Source organism: Rufibacter sp. LB8 (assembly GCF_014876185.1).
Lineage (GTDB): Bacteria > Bacteroidota > Bacteroidia > Cytophagales > Hymenobacteraceae > Nibribacter.
The window spans coordinates 2,047,697-2,069,061 of record NZ_JADALJ010000001.1 but is presented as its reverse complement, the minus strand read 5'-3'; the positions used below and the strand labels follow the sequence as shown (position 1 = coordinate 2,069,061).

20 protein-coding genes are annotated in these 21,365 nt (G+C 49.9%); 7 read left to right on the top strand and 13 right to left on the bottom strand.

What is annotated here, in order from left to right; all coding sequences use genetic code 11:
* Positions 1 to 8 precede the first annotated feature (8 nt).
* The 6 genes from IMY23_RS08840 to yidD form a co-directional block, all read right to left on the bottom strand.
* Positions 9 to 416, bottom strand: a complete 408-nt coding sequence (locus IMY23_RS08840; protein ID WP_192821733.1) for a hypothetical protein — start codon at positions 414 to 416, stop codon at positions 9 to 11.
* Between the two features lie 29 nt (positions 417 to 445).
* Positions 446 to 1,273, bottom strand: a complete 828-nt coding sequence (locus IMY23_RS08835; RefSeq protein WP_192821732.1) for a hypothetical protein — start codon at positions 1,271 to 1,273, stop codon at positions 446 to 448.
* Between the two features lie 120 nt (positions 1,274 to 1,393).
* Positions 1,394 to 2,842: an NAD(P)/FAD-dependent oxidoreductase gene (locus IMY23_RS08830; RefSeq protein ID WP_192821731.1), complete on the bottom strand. Its 1,449-nt coding sequence runs from the start codon at positions 2,840 to 2,842 to the stop codon at positions 1,394 to 1,396.
* Positions 2,843 to 2,844: 2 nt separating this feature from the next.
* The gene (locus tag IMY23_RS08825; RefSeq protein WP_192821730.1) at positions 2,845 to 3,396 is read right to left on the bottom strand and encodes a metal-dependent hydrolase; all 552 of its coding nucleotides are present in this window, start codon (positions 3,394 to 3,396) and stop codon (positions 2,845 to 2,847) included.
* An 89-nt stretch (positions 3,397 to 3,485) separates the two neighbouring features.
* A complete protein-coding gene (locus tag IMY23_RS08820; RefSeq protein WP_192821729.1) occupies positions 3,486 to 3,923 on the bottom strand; it encodes a nucleoside deaminase in 438 nt (145 codons plus the stop codon).
* 164 nt (positions 3,924 to 4,087) lie between these two features.
* Positions 4,088 to 4,318 carry a membrane protein insertion efficiency factor YidD gene (gene yidD, locus IMY23_RS08815; protein ID WP_192821728.1) on the bottom strand — a complete coding sequence of 77 codons (231 nt, stop codon included), beginning with the start codon at positions 4,316 to 4,318 and terminating at the stop codon, positions 4,088 to 4,090.
* A gap of 66 nt (positions 4,319 to 4,384) precedes the next feature.
* Between yidD and IMY23_RS08810 the strand changes: the two genes are divergently transcribed.
* Entirely contained in the window at positions 4,385 to 6,691 is a 2,307-nt protein-coding gene (locus IMY23_RS08810; protein WP_192821727.1) for a S46 family peptidase, read from the top strand.
* Positions 6,692 to 7,092: 401 nt separating this feature from the next.
* On the opposite strand, the gene IMY23_RS08805 is transcribed toward IMY23_RS08810, so the two are convergent.
* Positions 7,093 to 7,296: a hypothetical protein gene (locus tag IMY23_RS08805; protein ID WP_192821726.1), complete on the bottom strand. Its 204-nt coding sequence runs from the start codon at positions 7,294 to 7,296 to the stop codon at positions 7,093 to 7,095.
* A gap of 125 nt (positions 7,297 to 7,421) precedes the next feature.
* Between IMY23_RS08805 and IMY23_RS08800 the strand changes: the two genes are divergently transcribed.
* Complete coding sequence (locus tag IMY23_RS08800; protein ID WP_192821725.1) at positions 7,422 to 8,252, top strand: hypothetical protein; 831 nt, start codon at positions 7,422 to 7,424, stop codon at positions 8,250 to 8,252.
* Positions 8,249 to 10,336, top strand: coding sequence for a hypothetical protein (locus tag IMY23_RS08795; RefSeq protein WP_192821724.1), 2,088 nt, complete (start codon positions 8,249 to 8,251; stop codon positions 10,334 to 10,336). Before IMY23_RS08800 ends, IMY23_RS08795 begins: the two co-directional genes overlap by 4 nt.
* Before the next feature lie 173 nt (positions 10,337 to 10,509).
* Here the strand turns inward: IMY23_RS08795 and IMY23_RS08790 are convergent, their stop codons facing one another.
* From IMY23_RS08790 to IMY23_RS08765, 6 genes are all read right to left on the bottom strand, one after another.
* Positions 10,510 to 11,988 (bottom strand): hypothetical protein, encoded by a 1,479-nt coding sequence (locus IMY23_RS08790; RefSeq protein ID WP_192821723.1) that lies wholly within the window; start codon positions 11,986 to 11,988, stop codon positions 10,510 to 10,512.
* Positions 11,985 to 13,574 carry a hypothetical protein gene (locus tag IMY23_RS08785; protein WP_192821722.1) on the bottom strand — a complete coding sequence of 530 codons (1,590 nt, stop codon included), beginning with the start codon at positions 13,572 to 13,574 and terminating at the stop codon, positions 11,985 to 11,987. Before IMY23_RS08785 ends, IMY23_RS08790 begins: the two co-directional genes overlap by 4 nt.
* Entirely contained in the window at positions 13,561 to 15,147 is a 1,587-nt protein-coding gene (locus IMY23_RS08780; RefSeq protein WP_192821721.1) for an NAD(P)/FAD-dependent oxidoreductase, read from the bottom strand. The genes IMY23_RS08785 and IMY23_RS08780 overlap by 14 nt, the downstream gene beginning before the upstream one ends.
* A 309-nt stretch (positions 15,148 to 15,456) precedes the next feature.
* Positions 15,457 to 16,122, bottom strand: a complete 666-nt coding sequence (locus IMY23_RS08775) for a flavin reductase family protein (protein WP_192821720.1) — start codon at positions 16,120 to 16,122, stop codon at positions 15,457 to 15,459.
* Between the two features lie 198 nt (positions 16,123 to 16,320).
* On the bottom strand, positions 16,321 to 16,608 hold the full coding sequence (locus IMY23_RS08770; protein WP_192821719.1) for a hypothetical protein: 288 nt from the start codon (positions 16,606 to 16,608) through the stop codon (positions 16,321 to 16,323).
* 187 nt (positions 16,609 to 16,795) lie between these two features.
* A complete protein-coding gene (locus IMY23_RS08765; RefSeq protein WP_192821718.1) occupies positions 16,796 to 16,993 on the bottom strand; it encodes a hypothetical protein in 198 nt (65 codons plus the stop codon).
* 193 nt (positions 16,994 to 17,186) lie between these two features.
* Between IMY23_RS08765 and IMY23_RS08760 the strand changes: the two genes are divergently transcribed.
* The 4 genes from IMY23_RS08760 to IMY23_RS08745 are packed head-to-tail and all read left to right on the top strand — an operon-like array spanning position 17,187 to position 21,338.
* Entirely contained in the window at positions 17,187 to 17,606 is a 420-nt protein-coding gene (locus tag IMY23_RS08760; protein ID WP_192821717.1) for an FdtA/QdtA family cupin domain-containing protein, read from the top strand.
* Entirely contained in the window at positions 17,597 to 18,535 is a 939-nt protein-coding gene (locus tag IMY23_RS08755) for a hypothetical protein (protein ID WP_192821716.1), read from the top strand. The genes IMY23_RS08760 and IMY23_RS08755 overlap by 10 nt, the downstream gene beginning before the upstream one ends.
* 54 nt (positions 18,536 to 18,589) lie before the next feature.
* The gene (locus IMY23_RS08750) at positions 18,590 to 19,516 is read left to right on the top strand and encodes a glycosyltransferase family 2 protein (RefSeq protein WP_192821715.1); all 927 of its coding nucleotides are present in this window, start codon (positions 18,590 to 18,592) and stop codon (positions 19,514 to 19,516) included.
* A 22-nt stretch (positions 19,517 to 19,538) separates the two neighbouring features.
* Positions 19,539 to 21,338, top strand: coding sequence for a hypothetical protein (locus IMY23_RS08745; protein ID WP_192821714.1), 1,800 nt, complete (start codon positions 19,539 to 19,541; stop codon positions 21,336 to 21,338).
* Positions 21,339 to 21,365 lie beyond the last annotated feature (27 nt).

The following is a 21,365-nucleotide window of genomic DNA, read 5'->3' as shown; positions in this document are numbered from 1 at the left end:
ATGGAGGGTTATTTTCCTTCTATTTCAGTAGTGAAAGTAATGTAACAGTCTTTCAAAATTTGATGATGTTCTTCTGATAAAGTGAAATAGTCAGGATGAAGAAAATTAATAGCACAATGGTCATATCCAAGTCCAATTAAATTTTCTTTGTATTTGATTTCATAATGGAAGTAATCTGATGAATCAAAGTATTTAGCAAGTACAGATAGAAATTCGCTTTTATTGGATTGCGAAACAATAAATTCTCTGTTTGCATCGAGAAAGGGTTTTATCATTTTTGCTTTTAAATTCCTCTCTTCATCATAGTCTTCTTCATGCCAATTGGATTGAAGTTTTAAAACCATATCCACTTGACATGAATCAATTATTGCAATCAGGGAATTTAAATCTGATAATTCTGAGTACATAATAATCATAACATTCGCATACCGTCGAAAACAAAACCCTACAAAGAATACCTATACAAACTGCCTTCCTCGTTGCTGATGATCAAGGTTTTGTTGTTTTTGAAAACTACGGCTTCTACCTGGCCGCTTCTAGGTAATTCCAGAACCTTGGGCGCCTTGGAGAAAAATTGCGTACTGCCTGCTGCCACGGGATACAAATACACTTTCCCGAAGGTGAGTACCGCCAAATTCCGTCCGTCTGGACTCAAATCTGCCGAAGTCACTTGCCCCGGAAAATCTTTTTTGGCGAGTAATTTGGCTACGTGCGTGCCCGGCGTGTCTGGCAGGCTGTAAAGTTTGGCGGTTTTGGATTGGCCCCGGTCCTTGGAGATGAGGTAAAGATGGTTGGCGTGCCAGAAAAAAGCCTCACAGTCAAAGTTGCGGGCCTCTTTCTCTATTTTCCCTTTGGGCTTGTCAGCGTACGTGAAGTTGAGGACCTGCACGCGATTGCCGTTTTTCATTGACATCTTGTAGATTCTTAAATCCTTCCGGCGGTTGCCGTTGTCACCCATGTCGCCAATATACAGGAAGCCTTTGGTGTCCTGGGCCAGGTCTTCCCAGTCTTTGTTTTCGGTGCCGTTGACCTGCAGCTGGCTCAGGAGTTTGCCTTTTTCGTTGATTTTGTAGAGCACGGCCTCGTTGCCGGCGTCATTGTGGGTCCAGTAAGTGTTGGGTTGGTCGGCCAGTTCCAGGCCAGAGCTTTCCTCTACCAGTGAAGGTAATTTGCCCAAGAGCACCAACGTGTTCGCCACGCGCAGCGCATAACTGCTCAGTGAAAAAGTAACCGGCAATGCCAACAGCACGAACAAAAGGAAAGGTTTTTTCATTTTGTCTCTCAACAAGCTCTTAGTGAAAAAGAAAGTCTCAATACCTGTTTACAGGCCGACTTTTAAACGTTGATGCCCCGCCGAGGTTCCAAAACTTCCATTTCCCAGACAAATTCTGGCCTACGGAAGTGGTTTGGCTTTCAAGTTGAAAATGTCTCTGAGCGCCCGGTCGGCGGCATAATACCCGCACATACCATGCACCCCGCCCCCCGGGGGCGTAGACGAAGAACATAAATACAAACCTTTAACTGAGGTTCTATAAGGCGAAGAGCGCAAGGCTGGACGGGTGAACAGTTGACTCAGATTAATCACGCCGCCGTTGATATCGCCTCCAATGTAGTTGGGGTTGTAGGCTTCTATTTGGTGCGTGTTCATGGTGTGGCGAGCCAGAATCAAATCTTTAAAACCAGGCGCGTACCGTTCCACTTGGTTCTCAATAGCGGCGGTCATGTCAACGGTAGAGCCGTGCGGCACGTGGCAATAGGCCCAGGCCGTGTGCTGGCCTTTTGGGGCACGGAAGGCATCAAAAACGCTCTGCTGGGCCAGGAGCACAAAGGGTTTTTCTGGATGTTTTCCGTCCCAGGTCATTTGCTCGGCGGCCGTGATTTCCTCCAGTGTGTTGCCCAGATGCACCGTTCCCGCTTTTCGGCATTCTGGCGCGGTAAACGGAATTGGTCCGCTCAGCGCCCAGTCAATTTTGAACACGCCCAAACCATATTGGTATCTTTCCAGCTGCCATTTGTAAACAGACGAGAAGGTATGCCCCGCAATCTGCAGCAGCTGCTTAGGCGTCATATCAAACAAAACGGCTTTACTGGAGGGCAGCTGCGCCAAAGATTTTACCTCGAAATTCGTCTCAATCTTTCCGCCCAAAGAGGTAAAGTAAGAAGCCAAGGCATTAGCAATACTCTGCGAACCGCCTTTGGGCAGAGGCCAGCCATGCAGATGTGCCTGCGCCATCAACACCAAACCAATAGCCGAGGTGGTCATGCGCGTCAAGGGCTGAATAGAATGCGCCGCCATGCCCGCCCAAAGCCCTCGCGCTTCTGGGGTAGAGAAATACAGATTGGCCAACGTGGTGGCCGGTGCCATTGCCTTTAACCCAAATTGCGCCATGGCAACTGGGTTCTTCGGGAATTGCAAAGGACCTAACACAGTATTGGCCAGCTGAGGCCAGTCCTGTACTAATCCTTTGATTAACTTCAGATAGGCTTTTTCATCTTTGCCCAGGCTCTGTGCGGTTTGGGTGAGGGATTGCGTGAGGGCCGCCGCGGTGCCATTGTCAAAAGGGTGCGCGGCCGCTACCTCAGGGTAAATGTACTCCAGGCCATGATCGGCCAAAGGCAAGGTCTGAAAATAAGGGGATCTGGCCGCCAACGGATGAATGGCCGAGCAGACATCATGCTGAAAACCGGGCAAGGTCAGTTCTTTGGTTCTCAGGCCGCCGCCAATGGTGTCTTTCGCCTCAAGCAATAAAACAGACAAACCCACTTCCTGCAGAGCAATAGCCGCCGCCAGACCGTTGGGGCCGGAGCCTACTACAATGGCGTCAAAGTCAGTTTTTTCCATGGTTAGGAAGTTCTTTTGGCCAGGAATTTCTTTATTCCCCACAAGGAAAATAAGTAGCACAAGGCCGGGATGCCCACATAAACAAATTCACTTTTCAGGACATCTACACCTCGCTGAGTAAAAAAACGGCCTACCCCAATGGGCGACACCTGAATGGGGCGCCAGGGCAAGAAGTACCGGGTGTTGTCAAAAGGCGAGAAAACGGCCACCCCCAGGCCGCCGCTGGTCATGGCATCTAGCAAGGCATGCGAGGCAGTACATACCGTAAATAAAGCTACCAGTCCCATGCCTTGTTTTGAGGTGAGCGGTATCTTCCGGAAAAACAACCAGGTAACAGCCACCCCCAGGAGCAGCGCAAAAACCAATGAATGCGAAAAGCCCCGATGGCCCAGCACGTGTTCATACGGCACGCCCAGCTTGAACATGAGCACATCTGCGTCCGGGAATACAGCGCAAAACGCACCTACCGCGGCAAGTTTACCGGCATGTTGTCTTAGAGGATGTGCTTTGCTGAACGCGAACGCCACAAAGGCATGGGCAAAGGCTGAAGCCATGGTATAAAAATAGTAGCGAAAAGAATCGCCCAAATGTAGACCAAAATCAAGACGGGGCCAATTTTCTCAGCCCTAGTTAGTGCCGGGGCCTAAACCCCAATATCCTCGTTCCAGAGCTCGGGTTTCTCTTTGATGAATTGCTGCATCAAATCATAACAAGGTTGGTGGTCTACTACCGTCACATCCACGCCGCGAGATTTGAGCAGTTCCTCTTCGCCCATGAACGTTTTGTTTTCGCCCACCACTACTTTAGGAATGCCATAGAGCAAGATGGTGCCGGAGCACATGGAGCAGGGCGAAAGCGTGGTGTATAGCACGCAGTCGCGGTAAACGGCTGCGGTTTGCCGGCCGGCGTTCTCCAGCGCATCCATTTCGCCGTGCAAGATGGGGCTGCCGTTCTGTACGCGCCGGTTGTGGCCCCGCCCAATAATTTTACCTTGGTGCACCAAAACGGAGCCGATGGGAATTCCGCCTTCGGCGTAGCCTTTCTGGGCCTCTTCCAGGGCTGCTTGCATGAAGTTATCCATAGTGTAATTGCTAAATTGTTGAATTGACTTTCAGGAATACGCGAACTCGGGCAATACTGGTTCTGCGCAGTTTCCGTTTTCGGCTTCATTTCCTAAAACGAGCCCGAAAACGCAATGCAAGAAAAAACTCCCCTCTCCGCGGGAGAGGGGCCGGGGGTGAGGTCTCAAGGCACCGGGTCATAGCCATGTCCGCCCCAGGGGTGACAGCGGCCAATGCGTTTGAGTGCGAGCCAGCCGCCTTTGAACGGACCGTGCTTGACAATAGCCTGGTGCGCGAAAGCCGAACACGTGGGCGTGAACCGGCAACTCCCCGGTGTGAGCGGCGAAATCATATAGCGGTACACCCACACCAACCCCAGGAAAAATTGCTGAAAAAGCCAGAGAAAGAATCGCATAAGGTGCTAGTATCGTAAAAAAAAGCCGTAATTCCTTATCTTTGGGTATTCTAACTAACAACCGTTATGCTAAAGAAACTTTATACCGCCCTTCTGTTGCTGAGCGTAGGTTTTTCCTACCAGGCCAAGGCAGACGAAGGCATGTGGCTTCCGCTGCTGGTCAAGCGCCTGAACCACGTAGATATGCAGAAACAAGGCCTGCAACTTACCGCCGAAGAGATTTACAACGTCAACAATGCCAGCTTGAAAGATGCCATTGTGTCGTTCGGGGGATTTTGTACCGGCGAATTCATCTCCAAGGAAGGCTTGCTTTTGACCAACCACCACTGCGGGTATGATGCCATCGCGTCTAACTCCACGCCGCAGGACAATATTTTGAAAGACGGTTGGTGGGCCCAGACCAAGCAGCAGGAAAAGAAAAACGATGGCCTGTTTGTAGACATTCTGGTGCGCATGGAAGACGTGACCGGCCAGGTGCTGCAAGGCATTACGGCCCAAACGTCTGAACAGGAGCGCGGCAAATTGGTAGCTGAGCGCTCCAGAGCCTTAGCCGATGCCGCCAAAAACAACAACCAGTACGTGAGCTACGTGCGTGATTTCTACAATGGCAACGAGTTCTACCTGTTTGTCTACGAGCGTTTCTCTGATGTGCGCCTGGTAGGGACCCCGCCGGAAAGCGTAGGAAAATTCGGTGGCGACACGGACAACTGGATGTGGCCGCGCCATACCGGCGACTTCTCTATGTTTAGAGTGTACATGGCCCCAGACGGAAAACCGGCTACCTATTCTGAGAAAAACGTACCGTACCGTCCTAAGCACCATTTGCCTATTTCCATGAGCAACGTGAAGGAAGGCGATTTTGCTATGGTGTTCGGGTTCCCGGGGCGTACCACGCGGTTTATGACGGGTGCCGGTTTGAGCATGGCCGTAGACCAGTCCAATCCCGCGCGTATCAAATTGCGCGAGCGTCGGTTGGCCTTGATGAAAGAATCCATGGATGCCTCCCCTGCAGATAGATTGAAACTGGCCTCTAACTACGCCAACATCAGCAATTACTATAAATATTATATAGGGCAGAACGAGGGTATTAAGCGCATGAAAACCCTTGATAAGAAAGCCGCTGAGGAAAAAGCTTTCCAAACCTGGGCCGATGGGGAGGCGGGTCGTAAAACCTTGTATGGAAGCACTTTGCCAGACATCAACGCTTCGTACAAAGGCCAGCGCGATTACAATATGTCGGTGATTTACCGGTCAGAGGCGGCGTTGGCCCCGCAGTTAATCGCGCACGCGTATCAGTACACGCCGCTCTACAACTTCCTGAAAGACCCCAAAGCTGATAAAAGCAAACTGGCAGAATTGACACAAGGCTACCAGGAAATGAACACGGAGTTCTACGCCAGCTACGTGCCCGCCGCCGACCAGAAAATCTTTGCCGAGCTGATGCAGATGTACTACAATGACGTTCCCAAAGCCCAGCACGCTGATATTTTCAAAGACCTGACCACCACCTATAAAGGCGATTTCAAGAAATGGGCCGCTGATGTATACTCCAAGTCGGTGCTTTCTTCTGAGGCCAAAGCCAAAGCGTTTTTGGCGAACCCAACCTTGAAAGTGCTGGAAAATGACCCTGCGTTCAAATTCATGCGCGCTGTGCAGTTGAACTACCAGAACAACGTGCTGCCTAAAATGAACGAATACAACGCCGCTTTGGCGCGCGCCAACCGTTTGTATGTAGCCGGTCTGCGCGAAATGAGCCCGAACAAAGTGTTCTACCCAGACGCCAATTCTACATTGAGATTAAGCTACGGCACCGTGCAAGGCTACGAGCCCAAAGACGGCGTGGAATACAAGTACTACACCACGCTTGATGGCTTAGCCGAAAAAGAAGACCCTACCAACGAGGAGTTTATTGTACCCGCCAAACTGATGGAACTGTACCGCCAGAAAGACTATGGCAAGTACGGCGAGAACGGCGAGCTGCGCGTGGGCTTCATCACCAACAATGACATCACGGGCGGTAACTCGGGCTCACCGGTCATCAACGGAAGAGGCGAGCTGATTGGCCTGGCCTTCGACGGAAACTGGGAAGCCATGACCGGTGACTTGGTGTTTGACAAAGAGTACAAGCGCTGCATCAACGTTGACATCAAGTACGTGCTCTTTATTATGGACAAGTTCGCCAATGCCGGTCATTTAATCAACGAGATGACCCTGGTGAACAACGGCAACCCCAACACGCAGTTCAACCCCGCCATCAATGACATTAAGATGGAAGGCAAGATGGAGATAGAATCTGAAACCGAGGAAATCAAAATCAAGAAGAAAGGCAACGAGACCAAGATCAAGAAGGAAGTGAAAAAGAAGAAAAGCTAAGCTGGTTTTCGCTTCATTTCTGATTTAGAGCCCAAAAACGCCCAGAGTGAGAACACTGGGCGTTTTTTATTGTCTCATTTTGGATTGGCGGGTTTGAGAGTTTTCCGTTTTCGGGCTCTAAACCTGAAATGGAGCATAAACCAGAACCGTAGCGTCGTGGCACTGACACGACGTGTCTCCATGAAACTGAAACGTCTCTTTTTGGACATGACCTTTCACCGAAGGGAAACTGCGAATAACTCCACCTTGGTCTGTCCCCTGACAGGCCAAAGAAATTTGCCTGAAGTCAATATTTATAAAAGCCGAGCACGTTTGGTCAAGGGAAGGGGTGCCATCACGCTACAGTTGCGTTTTTGGCTTCATTTCCAGAAATAAGCCCGAAAACGGAAATCTATGCGAACTTATTTACAATGCACGTAGCACAGCACATAGGCGCATTTCCCGTATTGGCGGTTCTTGCATTGCTTGCCCGTTGACTTGGCTATGGCGGTGCACTGGGGGTTATAGGAGGTGGTGGTTGGGGCCGGGGCTGGTTTCGGGGAAGAAAACGAAAGCAGGAGCCCTATGCACAAAGTACCCAGACTGGTTTGGTAGATTTTCTTCATGAAAGCAAGGTAACTAAATCCCTGAGACGGCCAATAAGTAAGCCATTTTAAAATCAAGCCAAGAACGTATAGCACATTTTGCAGGCAATTCACGTAAGCGGAAAACTGACCAAGGTTCACTGCCTATGCCAATAGCTCTACGGTTTTTCCTTTTCTTACTGTTTGCCTGTCAGTATTTTACCAGCCAAGGCCAGACGTTCCATGCGCCCGTGGGTGCCAGAGCGGCCAGCCTGGGAGGATCGGCTGTGACCTTATCTGATGTCTGGGCGCTGGGGAACAACCCTGCGGGCATGGCGGCGCTAAAAAATGTAGAAGTGGGTCTGCACGCGCATAACCGGTTTGCGGTGCCCGAATTTACCACGGTGGGTTTGCTGGCGGTGCTGCCAACGGTAAAACTGGGCACGCTGGGACTGGAATTGCAGCGCTTCGGGGGTGAACTGTACAACGAGCAGCGGCTGGGCATAGGTTTGGCACACCAATTGGGCGTGGTGCGGTTAGGCATCAAAGCCGATGTGCTGCAAGTACGCGTCAAAAACTGGGGAAGCCGAAAAGCGTTCGCCCTGAGCGCGGGCGGGCAGTCTGAAGTGGTGCCAGGGCTCACGTTTGCCGCGCACATCTACAACATGACCCAGGCCAAGTTGGCTGAGTTTGAGGACGAGCGCGTGCCCACGGTTATGCGAATGGGCTTGGGCTATCAGGCCGCGGCCAAAGTGCTGCTGGTGCTGGAAGTGGAGAAAGAACTGGAGTTTCCGGCGGCGGTGAAGGGCGGCATTGAGTACCGAATCATGCCCGCGCTGGGGCTTCGCACGGGGTTTAACTCAGGTACAAGGGCTGGCACGGCGGGCGTAGATGTCAAGTTCAGGCAGTTTCAGGTAGCGTACGCGCTGGGCAGTCAGCACCAGTTGGGCTTCAGCAATTACCTGAGTGTGGCCTACCAATTTGAGAAGAAGCCATGAACCTGCGTTTTTGGCCTCTGTTTCTGATCCTGAGCCTAAAACAGTTCTTAGGTTTTGCGCAGGAAATTCCGCGCCCCGCGGTAGATGTGGAACTGCTGATTCAGGAACTCTTCGCGCAGCAGACAGATGAAAACGCCATTCCCTACGAGGACCTCTACGAAACCCTGCTCCAGTATTACCGCCAACCTTTAGACCTCAACCGCGCCTCCCGCGAAGAACTCCGTGGCCTTTGGCTGCTTTCAGAACCCCAGATTACCGCGCTGCTCACCCATGTTTCAGACAACGGACGGTTGGTGAGTCTCTATGAATTGCAGTCCATTCCCACCTTCGATTTAATCACTATTAGGCGGTTATTGCCTTTTGTGACCATTCAAACCCAGGGTGTAAATGATCATCAACCCTGGCGGCAGCGCCTCAAAAACGCCGACACGCACACGCTTTTGCTGCGCTATGACCGCACCTTGCAGGAGCAGCGCGGCTACACCCCAGCAGAAGGCCGGTCCACTACGCGTTACCAAGGCTCGCCTGATAAATACCTGCTGCGGTACCGGTTGAGCCAACCGCGTGATTTCAGTTTTGGCGTGACCGCCGAGAAAGATGCGGGCGAAAAATTTGGCTGGCAACCTGGCACTAGTCTGTATGGGTTTGATTTCCTTTCGGCGCACGCCCAGGTTTATAATAAAGGTGCGTTCAAAACTGTTGCCTTAGGAGATTATCAGTTGCAGTTTGGCCAAGGACTATTGCTGAGCGGCGGCTTGAGTGTGGGCAAAGGCGGCGAAACCATCACTACGCTTCGCCGGAGCCAAACGGGCATCCGGCCGCACACGTCGGCCCTAGAGGCGTTTTATTTCAGAGGCCTGGCCGCCACGCACCGCTGGCGACGGCTGGAAACTACGGTGTTTTACTCCAATAGAAAGGTAGATGCCTCGGCGGCGAGTTCACTGGCGCAAGATTCTCTGGAAGTGGCGCTGGCGGGAAACATTCAGACCTCGGGCCTGCACCGCACACCCACTGAGGTGGCCAACCGGCTGCGCGTGCGGGAACAAGTTCTGGGCGGAGATGTGACGTATAGAAACCCCAGCCAGACCTTTAGCGTGGGGTTGACGGCCTTGGGCTCTTGGTTTAATTTGCCGCTACAGGATAGGGCAGAGCCGTATGCCAGATTTAATTTCGCTGGGAATCAGAACCACGGCGTGGGTTTGCATTACAGCTATCTGTGGCAGAATCTGAATTTCTTCGGGGAGGTGGCGCGGTCTGCCAATGGCGGTTTGGGAAGCGTGAACGGCGTGCTGGTGAGTTTATCTGAGCGCGTGGAAGTGGCCCTTCTCCACCGGCACTATGACCGCAACTTCCAGAGCCTGTACGGCAACGCATTTGGCGAAAGCAGCCGCAACCAGAATGAAACCGGTTTGTACACGGGCCTGAAATTGAAACTCAGCAACCGCTGGCAACTCACCGCCTACTATGACCGGTTCACGTTCTCCTGGCTGCGGTACCGAGTAGATGCGCCCTCAGACGGCGAGGAGTACTTAGCGCGCTTGCAGTTCATGCCCTCCAAAACCACGCTTCTCTACGGCCAATACCAATACCAACGCAAGGCCCGCAATGAAACCGTCTCCGGCGACGCCCTGAACCAAGTCACGCCCACTTTTCTGCACCGCTATTTACTGTTGCTGGATTTGAGCCCTTTGCCCAGTTTAAGGTTGCGCAGCCGGGTACAAGTGAGCCAGTTCCAGCAGTCGGGCCCGCGCCGCGAAGGGTATTTCATGTCGCAGGACGCCTCCTGGGAGCGCAACTTCACCCGCCTTACCATGCGCTACGCCCTCTTTGACACTGATGATTATGACACCCGCCAATACGTGCCCGAGCAGGATGTGCTTTATGCCTTCGCCATTCCCGTATTCATTGGCCGAGGGTCGCATGTGTACTTCCTGGCGCAGCAGCGGCTTACCAGACAGTTAGACCTCTGGTTCAAAATCAGCCACACGCAGTACCGCGGGCAAGACACCATTGGCAGCGGATTGGAAATGATTCAGGGCAATGCCCGAACGGATGTGCGAGTGCAAGTGCGGTATAGGTTGTAGGCAGAATTTTTGGGGTGTGCTTTTTCGTTTTCGGGCTCATTTCTGGAAATGAGCCCGAAAACGGGAGGCTTTCTGCTCTAAAGTTGATGTGTGTTTACAGAGAGTGGATAAAAACTAATAGATGAAATGACAAACAGGCCCATTACTTCAGACACTCTTTTATGAAAAGCACATTAGTCTATCTGGTACAAATACATGGAGACTTTGGGTATAATATAATCGCCGTCAAAAGAGATAAGGTGTTGGATTGGAAAAGGATAGGCCTTGGTGTTTAATTTGAAATAAGAGATAAGTATAAGTGGTCGCTTTTCTTTTCGGCCAAAATCACGCAAAGACTCAAGGGTTTGTAACGGTGATAATCTCTCTGTCTCAGACAAGCCTGGGGTGAAATAAGAAGAAGGTTTCAGGGTAGATAGATGGATGGCTGGTCGCCCTGCATAGGCAACCACGGTAGAGGACCAGACTTCATTATTGGTGATTATAATGGAGTTCGGTGGGGTGTTTTCCATTATATATTCCGCCACCGCTTTTGCCGGTAGAAAGGTGTGTTCTATGTCTTGTTTTACCGCAAAAGCTCCTACGCCAGCTTGTATGAACGTGGCCAGGAACAGCAAAACCTGCACTTTTTGAAAGGCCCCGGCAACAGTTGGAAGGGAGCGGTAATGGTACAGAATCCAGCTTAAAGCTACCGTAAAAACAAAGAAATGACCGTGGTGACGCATGAACCCGTCATACTTGAAGATGAAAAAGATAAACAAGCCCGTGAACAACAGAAACAAGGCCAGCAAAAGACGCGGCACGGTTTTAAAGCAATAAAAAAGGAATAGTAAAAGACAGACCGTCAATGGCATAGCATAGCGCACTCTCAACACAGAGGTTTCCCAGAAATGCAACTGAAATTTAGGGATGGGGAAAAATGCCCGGCTCGGCAAGGCAAAGGCTTGGCCGGTGGTATACCGCAATACTCTTTCTGGGTTGACCGCCGCAAGTTCCTCTGGCCTGATCATGCTCCATAGGGAAACACTGCACGCTGCCACCCAAAAGGCAAGGCCTATCCACAATTTTTGATTGAGTAGCCTATTTGCTTTAAGCTCTGCACGCTTTTGGGAAAAGGCCTCATAAAAAAGAAGCGCCCCAAGCACCCCTGAGAACATAAACCCAAACAAGTGAATATTGGCAATGATGGCCAGTAGGGCCATATACAGCCACCAATGCTCAAATCTCTTAGGGTACAGGGCGCAGAGCGAGAAAATGGCAAAAAGCTCCAACGCGTACAATCTACTGATGATGCCATATTCAAACAGCCCAAAATATCCAAAGCAGAACAGCAGCCTCAGCAAAAAATGAAACGGGGCAAACCGAAGGAAAATCAACACAAAACCCACCGCAAACACAAATTGGGTGGCTTGCAAGGTCCATAGGTTTTCTGTGAAACGCGTGATAAGGAAAAGGATACTGTACCACAAGTTAGGGTGGCCTTCATAGCGTTTGTTATGCAGTAGGTCAGTGTAGGAATCACTGTACAGAGCCAGAAGCCAAGGTTCTGTTTCATCAAACCACAACTCATGGAAACCCATCAGCCATGCTAGCAGAAGGGCATACAAAGCAGTAAAACCAAAAGAGAAATACCAGGGCCGGAGTTGGTGCATCATGGTTGAAGGGCAGAAGTCTTCCTGCTTAGCGGTGCAATAGGCAATTGGGCGGTTGGGCCCGCCACCAGGTGCCCCGGCGGAAGCGCAAAGGCTGGGATTTCGTAGATAAAAAAGGAGAACGGGTTGATGTGGATACCTTTGAAAGACGCCACAAACTTGATGGGGTACGGGTACCATAAATGGTTGAGTTCCCATCTGGAGATCAGAATCACCGTTTTTCCCTTTTGGTGCGCCAGAATTCTGGCCCAGTCAAACTGCACATTTGGACTTGGGTCATTCACTTCGTGCGGGTTCAAGGTGTAATAGCTTCTGTAAATGCCACTGGTAATGTCATAAATGGGCTTACCATAATAGGCTACCACGTTGGACCCGGTTACTATCTCAGAGATGGCAATGAACCTGTCAGGCGGAAGGCCTTTTAAAAATTCAACCACTTGTTTCCCTCCAAAAAAGGGATGGTTTTTATCAATGGCTAGGGCATACGCGCCTCCCGCCAATTGAAGGCATCCGCAGAAAATCAAGAAATAGTCTGTCCATTTAGTAGAAATTCCGGTTGAGGGTGAATCTGTCTGGTGGTTTTGATGATGTCTGTACAGCCAAAAAAATGCGAGGGTGAAAAAGAAATAGTGGGCATGGTGGCGGGCGCTTCCCTCAAACTTGAGCGCAAAAAACAAATAAAGGGTGGCGAAAAGCAAAAGCAGCGGGAACAGCAATTGTTTGTGCCGGTATAAAGCCACTACTATAAAAACCACCACTGCCATAGACAGGGGAATCTCCCAGGAAGTAGGCAGTAGGGAGGAATTCCAGAAACCAATCATGAACTGGGGCACCGGGGCAAAGGCTTGCCAGATTCTAGTGGCTGCCTGAAAAAAATAATAGGGCTCAAAAAAAGTGATAAATGACCCGCCGCTGCCTTCGCCGGGCCTAAACATGCTATAGAAGGAGTAGCCGCAGCCAATCGCCCATACAAGGGCCCCAACTATCTTGTGGGTAACAGAGACCGGTTGCCCACTAGTTTGTTGCCGCCAAAAGCCCGTGGCTTCCATAAGCAGCAACACGCCCAAAATTCCAGAAATAAAAAAACCGAAAAGGTTAGTCTGCGCATGAAGGGCCAACAGTAAGATGTACCCATACCAGTGGGAGAACCGCTTGGGGTAAAAGGCGCAAATTATGAACAGCGTAAGAAGTTCAATGGCGTACAGCCTGCTTATGGTGCCGTACTCAAACAATCCGTAATAGCCAAAGCAGAAGAGCAGCCGGAAAGTTCTGGGAAACGGCGCATACCGCAGGAAAACATAGACAAAACCCACCGCAAAGAACCCTTGGGTAACCTGGAGGGCGGTCAGGTTGGAGGTGAAGGCGGTCACGCCATAGAGGACGCTGTACCACAGGTTGGGGTGACCCTCAAAGCGTTTGTTGTACAGAAGGTCTGCATAAGAGTCACTGTACAACGCCAACAGCCAAGGTTCTGTCTCGTCAAACCAGAGCTCATGAAACTGCATGAACCAGGCCAGCAGCACGGCATACAGCAAGGTGAACGCCAGGGCGAAGGCTGGTTCTGACAACCACTGTCTACTTTTGATCATTTGCTCCTTCGTGGTATTCTTGTTCTGTGTTCACAGCCCAAAGGTTGGCCTTGTCTGTGCGGCCTGCGGCAATGTTTTCCACAGCCAGCATGGCGGTGAGCATGGAATGGTCCTGGTTATTGTACTTGTGCATGCCGTTTCTACCGACCAGAAACAGGTTTTCAATCTGATCTAAATAGGCCTGTACTTTGGGGAACTGGGCATAGGCACCAAAATAGGCAGGGTATGCCTTGGGCATTTTCACCACGGTGCCGTCAAGCACCTGATCTGCCGTGATGATCCCCAATTTCTGAAGCTCGGCAATGGCCAATTGTTTCAAGGCCTCGTCTTCCATTTGCCAAAGAGCGTCTTCCTCCTGACAGAAATACTCCACGCCCAGCCATACTTTCTGCGGGTCTGTGACCAGGTAGGGGCTCCAATTGTTGAACAGCTGCAGTCGGCCGGCCAACACGTCCGGTTCCTGAATGTAAATCCAGTTGTCTTGGATTAAGGTGCCATCCTCGGTCTCTATGTTCAGTTTGTGCAGGAGCAAACCCACAGAAATGAAGTTCCGGTAAGGCAATGCCTCTGCAATGACTTGAATGTCATTTGGAACCACGTCACCCAAAGCCCTAATCAGGTGTTTCACGGGCATGGTGGAGATGATGTGGTCGGGTTGGATTTGGTAGGTGGTCCCGTCTGCGGTGCGTTGAATGGTAGCCGACACAATGCGTTTTCCCTGCAGTTTCAGGCCAATCACCTCGTGCCCCAAATGTACCTCACCGCCTTTGGCATGCACTTTTCTGGTGACTACTTCCCACAAATGACCCGGCCCCAGCTTAGGGTACAGGAACTGCTCAATTAAAGAAGTCTGCGTGTTTTTCTGGGCAAGGTCTTTTTGGGACGAAGATGAAAACTGTTGTTTGAAGAAGTGCCGGGCCGCCTGCGTGATGGAGAGCGCTTTTATCCGCTGCGCTCCCCACTCGGCGCTGATTTCTTTGCAGGGAACGCCCCAGACTTTCTCTGTGTAGGCTTTGAAAAACGTGTAGTACAGGTGCTTCCCGAAGCGGTTGATGAAAAACTCTTCCAGGTTCTTCTCTTGTTTAATGGGGCGGGCTACCTGTTTGAGGTAGCTAGCCACCGCTTTCACAGACCAGCCAAATCCTAGCTGGGAGAGCGTGCCCAGAGTGAAAGACAAGGGGTAGTCAAAAAACTTCCGCCGGAAAAAAATACGGGATTTGCGCTGCCGCACCAACATGACATCATCTGGGCCAATCTCAGGGCTGCCGGCTGCCAACGGGACTGGTCTATTTTTGCCCTGGTACCCCAGTTCCCCCACTACCTGGCCCGGTTCCAGGTGAATGGGCAGTATGTTGAGCCACCAGGCCATCACGCGGTCAGACTTGGAAAAGAAACGGTGCCCGCCAATGTCCATCCGGTTGCCTTTGTAGTTGATGGTCGCCGAAATACCGCCAATAATCTGGGTGGCCTCCACTACATATGGGTGCACGCTGGTATGCTCCAGAAACTCATGTGCCGCGGTCAATCCGGCTGGGCCAGCCCCAATAATCAGGGCTGTGGTGGGTGGTGCCATAAAAACAGGTAAAGTGCTCAGGTCAATGGAAAACCGCAGGCAGCGGTCGCACCATCTTTTGTCTGCAAGTTAATGAAGAATCTACAGTAAATAGTGGTAAACCAACGTGGCCATGTAACCATATTTAGAATTCACTATTACTTTGGCGAAGCAGGGAAGTGAAAAGGTTTCAAACAAGACCAAAGATGGCTGGATTATCCTTTCGCCTCTTAAAACAACAGCTCCCGTTTTCGGCCTCATTTCCAGTAATGAGCCCGAAAACGGGAGTAAACTCAAGGTTGAAGTTATGAATGAAAAGCAGCCTATTCTTTAAGAAATTGCGTTTATAGAAGAGAGCGACTGCGGGGCAGGGGAGTAGGCGGAATCAGGGGTAGGGTTGGGTAATCGGCTGAGTCGTTGGGTGGAATGGTAGCTGTCCAAACCCGAGGCGGTGATGCTTTCGGCCTTCTCCAGGTCAATGTAGCCATCTGGCTGCAGGCAGTCTTCCGGAAGTATGGTTTCTACCACTTCGCCAATGACCAGAATGGTGCCATTCAGTTTTATGTAAGTGCGCTGCACCAGTTTCAGGCCGAGTTTAATACTGGCTTCCTGCACGTAGGGGGACGGGTGGGCCATGGAAAACTGCGGCGTGAACTGGCACAGCTCAAACTCTGAGTGGCTATGGTGCGCGCTGCAATGATGGGCCGCCTGGTAGAAGTCAGGTTTCACGTGGTTGAGCGTGAAAAAACCGGTTTTGATGATGTTGTTGAGCGTGTCGCGCACCACATTGTCGGGCCGAACCAACATACCAATGAGCGGCGGGTTGGCCCCCACGTGGAACACCTGCGTGTACAGGCTCAGGTTGGTAGTGCCGTGTGAATCTACAGTGCCCACCAGGCAAAGGCTTTTGAATCCAGAGAGTGACGTGACGAAGTTCGCCCGGTAGGGCAACTCCATCTGTAAAATGTCTGAGGTAAGAAAGCGAGCGTCTGCCATGTCTGTAACAGTGAATGAATATGCGAAGACGTTTCCCTTAGAAAAGGATGCGTAAGTTAGTAAGTTGAACCGTTTTTACCTACTCCCACCACTATTCGTTCCCAAATGCCGCCAGTTTGCCACAGGTGTTTGTAAATGTCCTTTTAAATAAAAATTCATGGCACCTGCATAGTGGCGCAGCCCTGAAGTTACCCAGATTTAAAACCCGTTTTGGGGCTCATTTCTGGAAATGAGCCCCAAAACGGATGAAATTTCACGCCTTACATAAAAGGTTGGGCAGTCAGGTTTAACCTCAGCGCTGAGCAGACTACCCTGCCAATCCAGTTCCAGGTGACAGCACTCCAGGAAAACCGCCTTCAGTTTTTCGCGCCCGCGCCGCACCCGTGACTTGCCTGCTGACAGTGACAGCCTCAACTGCTTGGCAATTTCCTGCAGCCACGCGTTCATGTTTTTGATGTCGGGCAGCATTTCACAGTTCTTATGCACGTTAAGGAGCACTTGCTGGGCTAAGTTCTGGACGTCTGCGAGGTTGTCACCCGTTTCTTGATGAACCCTAGTAAGGCCTCATACTAAGGGAGAAAAAGTGGTTTCACTGGCGCGCAGGGGCCCTGCGGCGTTCGCGAATTGCTATGGCAACTGGTATTGACAGTACATGGCGGCGTAAAATGGTATGCTATTGGATTGACAAAGGAAAGATGCCTGTTTTGATGGCCATTTCCAGAAATGAGCCCGAAAACGGAAATATTTCAATGGTTTTAGGGTCTTCCAGCATCCGGTTGGCGTACTCTTGTTTATGCACGGTAGGCCCTGCCTCAAATAAGGCACTATAAAAGTCAACGGGCTCAATTAGGTTGGCAACGCGTATGTTCACGTGAAATCTTTGAAGACGCGAAGCCCTCCCAAAAGAGGCAAAGGTTTTTAGAAAATTTTTGGGCGGCGGCTTCTGGGTAAATGAACCTGCGCTTTCAGACGCCTTTAAAAGTCAAGGGTGTTTTATGGGCAGCTGGTTTTTAGTACCTTGCTTCTTGTGGAGTGTGGCCCTTGGCTTTAACCTCAACCTCCAGATGAATTTAAGCCTCAAAGTGACAAGACCTTACCTGTTGGAGTTTCCTGAAATAGGAGCAGAAGAAGTAGGCTTTCTGGCCGTAGCGGAAAGCAGTGGGCGGGTGCCATTTGCCATTAAGCGGGTTTTCTGGACAGTAAACACCCCAGAAAGCGTTCTAAGGGGTCGTCATGCCCATCATGTCACGGAGCAGATTCTCATTGCGGCCCAAGGCCGAATACTGGTCACTACTGAGCAACCCGATGGCCAAATAGCGTTGTTTGTGCTAGACCACCCTAACCAAGGCGTGTATGTGCCGCCAAATGTGTGGCACACTATGCAGTACTCGGCCAATGCCGTGCAAATGGCGCTGGCCTCCACCCCGTATCTGGAAGAAGATTATATCAGAGATTACGCAGAATTTAAGGCCATATGGAAGTAACAGTAGAGGCACTCCTGCCACCAAGGTTAGAAACTCTTGTCTCCTACAGCCCTTACACGTTCATAAGGGAAATTAAACCGGCAGATCAATTTGACCTTTTTGTCAAGCCTGTTGTAGAGAAGTTTGGCGTAGCTGACAATGCCCACTTGTTTACGGTTGAGGTAAGCGGGCAGAAAATAGTTTTTCTATATGAATACCTGCCTTGGGACAGCACCCATTTTAAGAAAGACTGTCTGAAATTGTACACGGTTCTGTTTAGTAAGCAGGATCCAAAAGCATTGGTGAAAGCAATTGAGCTTTTTAAGGAAGATTTAAAGAAGTATCCTCGCTATTATCTCTTCGCGGAAATCCCGGCTGAGGATATTTTCCTGATCCAGTGCCTGAATGCCACCGGCCTGCGAATGGTGGAAACCCGCCTTCATTATTACAAGAAAAAGCTGGAAGACTTCACCAGTGCGCGGTATCCTGTCCGGAAGGCCACGCCCGCAGATATTGAGGCCTTGTCTGCCGTAGCCGCCCAAAACAGGAACATCTATGACCGCCTGCACGCAGACTACACTTTTTCAGAACAAGAGGCAGACCAGTATTTGGCCACCTATGCCACCGCGGCGGTGAATGGCTTTTGTCACGAAGTACTGGTGCCAAATGAAAATACTATACCCACTGCTTCTTTTCTAGCTTATAACATGGTAGATGTAATTCAGCCTAATTGTAGTTTTAAGTTGGCACATGTGCGGTTGGTGGCTGTGTCAGGAGAGAATAAGGGTTGGCTTTTAAAGCTAATTTCTGAATTGCTTTATAAAGCTGGAATTATGAACGTTACATATGTTGTTTATCCTACCCAGTTGGTAAATAAAGTAGCTATTCATGTTTGTGAACGTCTTGGCTTTAAACTAGGGTATTCCTCGCATATTCTGGCTTTTTCTTGATGTTTACAATAATTTGGCACAATCGAAATACTTTTCTCGGGTTAACCAATCAAAATGCCTTTACTTTCCATCATAATACCTTGCTATTTCAATGAACTAAATATTCCGGTCACTGTGGGGGAGTTGGTAGAGAATGAAAGCCTGTTTCCCCAACAGGTATCATTTGAATATGTGTTTGTAGATGATGGCTCAAAAGACAACACGTTCCAAGCGCTTCTTAACGTAAAGCAGGCATATCCAGATAAGGTTAAAGTAGTGAAGTTGGCGAGTAACGTGGGGTCCTATAATGCCATGGTGGCTGGTATGGAATACGCCACTGGTGAATGCGTGGTAATTATTTCAGCTGATTTGCAAGACCCACCGGAGTTAATGGTGAAAATGTATGACTACTGGCGGCAGGGAATAAAGCTGGTGATTGCCAGCAGAAAAGACAGACAAGATCCTTTTCTTTCAAAATTGTTTGCTAATACCTTTCATGCCATTATGCGGAAGATAGCCATTAAAAATCTTCCGCAGGGTGGGTTTGACTTTGTGTTGTTTGACGGGTCCATCAGGCAAAGCATTCTGGAGATGAAGGAGCGGAACACCAATGTGCTATATCTTTTGGTTTGGATGGGCTATGATTTTGTGACAATCCCCTATGTGCGCAAGGAAAGGAGCGTGGGAATCTCTAAATGGACATGGCGCAAAAAAATAAAACTGCTTCTGGACTCAGTCATGTCCTTTTCCTATGCACCTATCAGGGCAATCTCTGTCATGGGCATCGGGCTGGGCATGGCGGCTTTTCTCTATGCCTTGTTCCTGATTGTGGCCAAAGTGAGTGGTGCCATTCAGGTGGAGGGTTGGTCTTCTTTGATGGTGGTGCTGTTGTTTGTCTCTTCTTTCCAGATGATTGCTTTGGGTATACTGGGCGAATACGTGTGGCGCGGGTGGGACGCAGCCAGGAAGCGGCCGCTGTACATAGTGGAGCAAGTAATCTGATGGTGTACCAGAAAGAAAGCAAATGGGTCTGATCTTATTGGTGGGCGTACTGCTCTTCGTCTTTTTTTATGCTGTAGGCGCTTTGTTTCTGCATGGCAAGTTTAAAAAGGCCACTTACACCCAACATGTCATCAATTTCTGGGTGGGCCTGTTGCTGGCGGTGTCTTTGTATGCCATCCTGAAAGCAGTATTTGTTACCATATTGCTACTTGTGCCAGGGGTATTGGTGGTTTTCAGGAAAAACCTGTCAGCCTTTGCCGGCAATAAAGTACAAAGGCCTTGGCTGTTTATGGCGTGCTCGGCAGGGGTGTATGTGCTTGTGTTTTTCCTGCAGGTGAACTTCTCCATGGGCGTTTTTCAAAACCCTTTTGGTTATTTGCACTATCTGCACCCTTACCCAGGCGAACGGTACATTTACAGCGCCATTTTAAGCTTCGTGCATTATGACGGGGCAGAAACGGTGAGCATGGAATCTGCCTTGCAGGGTGTTTCGGGTATTTCTCTGTACCACTTTCTTGAGTTTTGGCTGGGGAGCCTTTTCAAGTCTTTCCTCAACGCCAAAAGTGACCTCGTCCTTTTCTATTTTGTATACCCAGTTTTCAAGACGTTTACGGTCCTAACCCTTTTCTCTGTCTTCTCAGAGAAGATACACAGCAAGAAAGCATTAGCAGTAGTGGTAGCCGTCCTTTTCTGCTTCAGCGCTTTTGGGTTTCTCTGGATTACGGTAGCCGTGGCCAAACTACACCTTAGAGACATCATTATTTTGCCCATGCTGTTGCTGGTGGTGCAGTGCCTGTACCTCAGGAGATTTGAAGCGGCCGTGGCCCTCTTGATGGTGGCGTCTGTGGAATATGTTCTTTTTGTGCCTGCGTTGCTCTTGACGTATCTTCTGTTCTTCAAGCAGATTAAAGGCAGGCAGTATTTTTACTTGGTGGGTTTTCTGACGTGCTACCTCATGGTGTTCTGGCTATTCCGGGAAAAGGTAGACAACAAGTATTTCACGGCCGGGCCAGCCGAGGCCATCTTGTCTGTGTTTACGCTAGCGAAAGCAAAAGAAATCTACCGGGTGATGGCGCTTGCTATTTTAATGTACCCAATCCGGACGGTGGCCGCGTATTTCCTCCTGACTTCTTATGAACATGTAAAAAGGAAGAAACTGGTTATGGACGTGGGCGCTTGGATTCTGCTGGTTTTTCTGGCCTATCAAGTGCTGGCTGCGTTGCTCTCAGATTTGTCTTTAGATGCCTGGCAGTTTAAAAACGTTTCTATGCTGCTTTCAACCGTGGCTTTTGTATTTGTGCTGTATGAACTCCTGAACCGGGAAATGTATGCCATTTGCCTGGTTGTCCTGCTTTTGGCAAGCAATTACAAGCACCCGTTAGAGCCTATTGTGGTGGAGAAGGGGTATGACTTAATTTTGGAGAAGAAACTGGCTGCGGTAGGCGCAGGCAAAAAAGTAGTAGGTTTTTTTGTGGATGAGCAGAAGGGCCTGCCTGAGCAATGGGCTTTGTTTCATTACCCTACACATGCTACAGAATACGCACGCGCCAATGATTTCAGAACCTATCTGTTTGCGTATGACATTACGGGCATCAAAAAGTCTATTCCATCCTTAGAGCCCAAAGCACATCCCATTCTTCAGAAGCTTATCCATCCTCTTTTTGATACCAAGGTAGGCCTCTCAGAAAATATAAGACAACACAAGGTATCTCTGGTATGGATAAATAAAAACTCTAACTACCTGCCAGCGCTCAAGAACCATGAATTGCTGCATGTTGAGGGAGACTATCTTATATACCAAATAAGAAAGGAAAACCTGTAAGCTTTTGCCACATCTTCCTGATGGTTT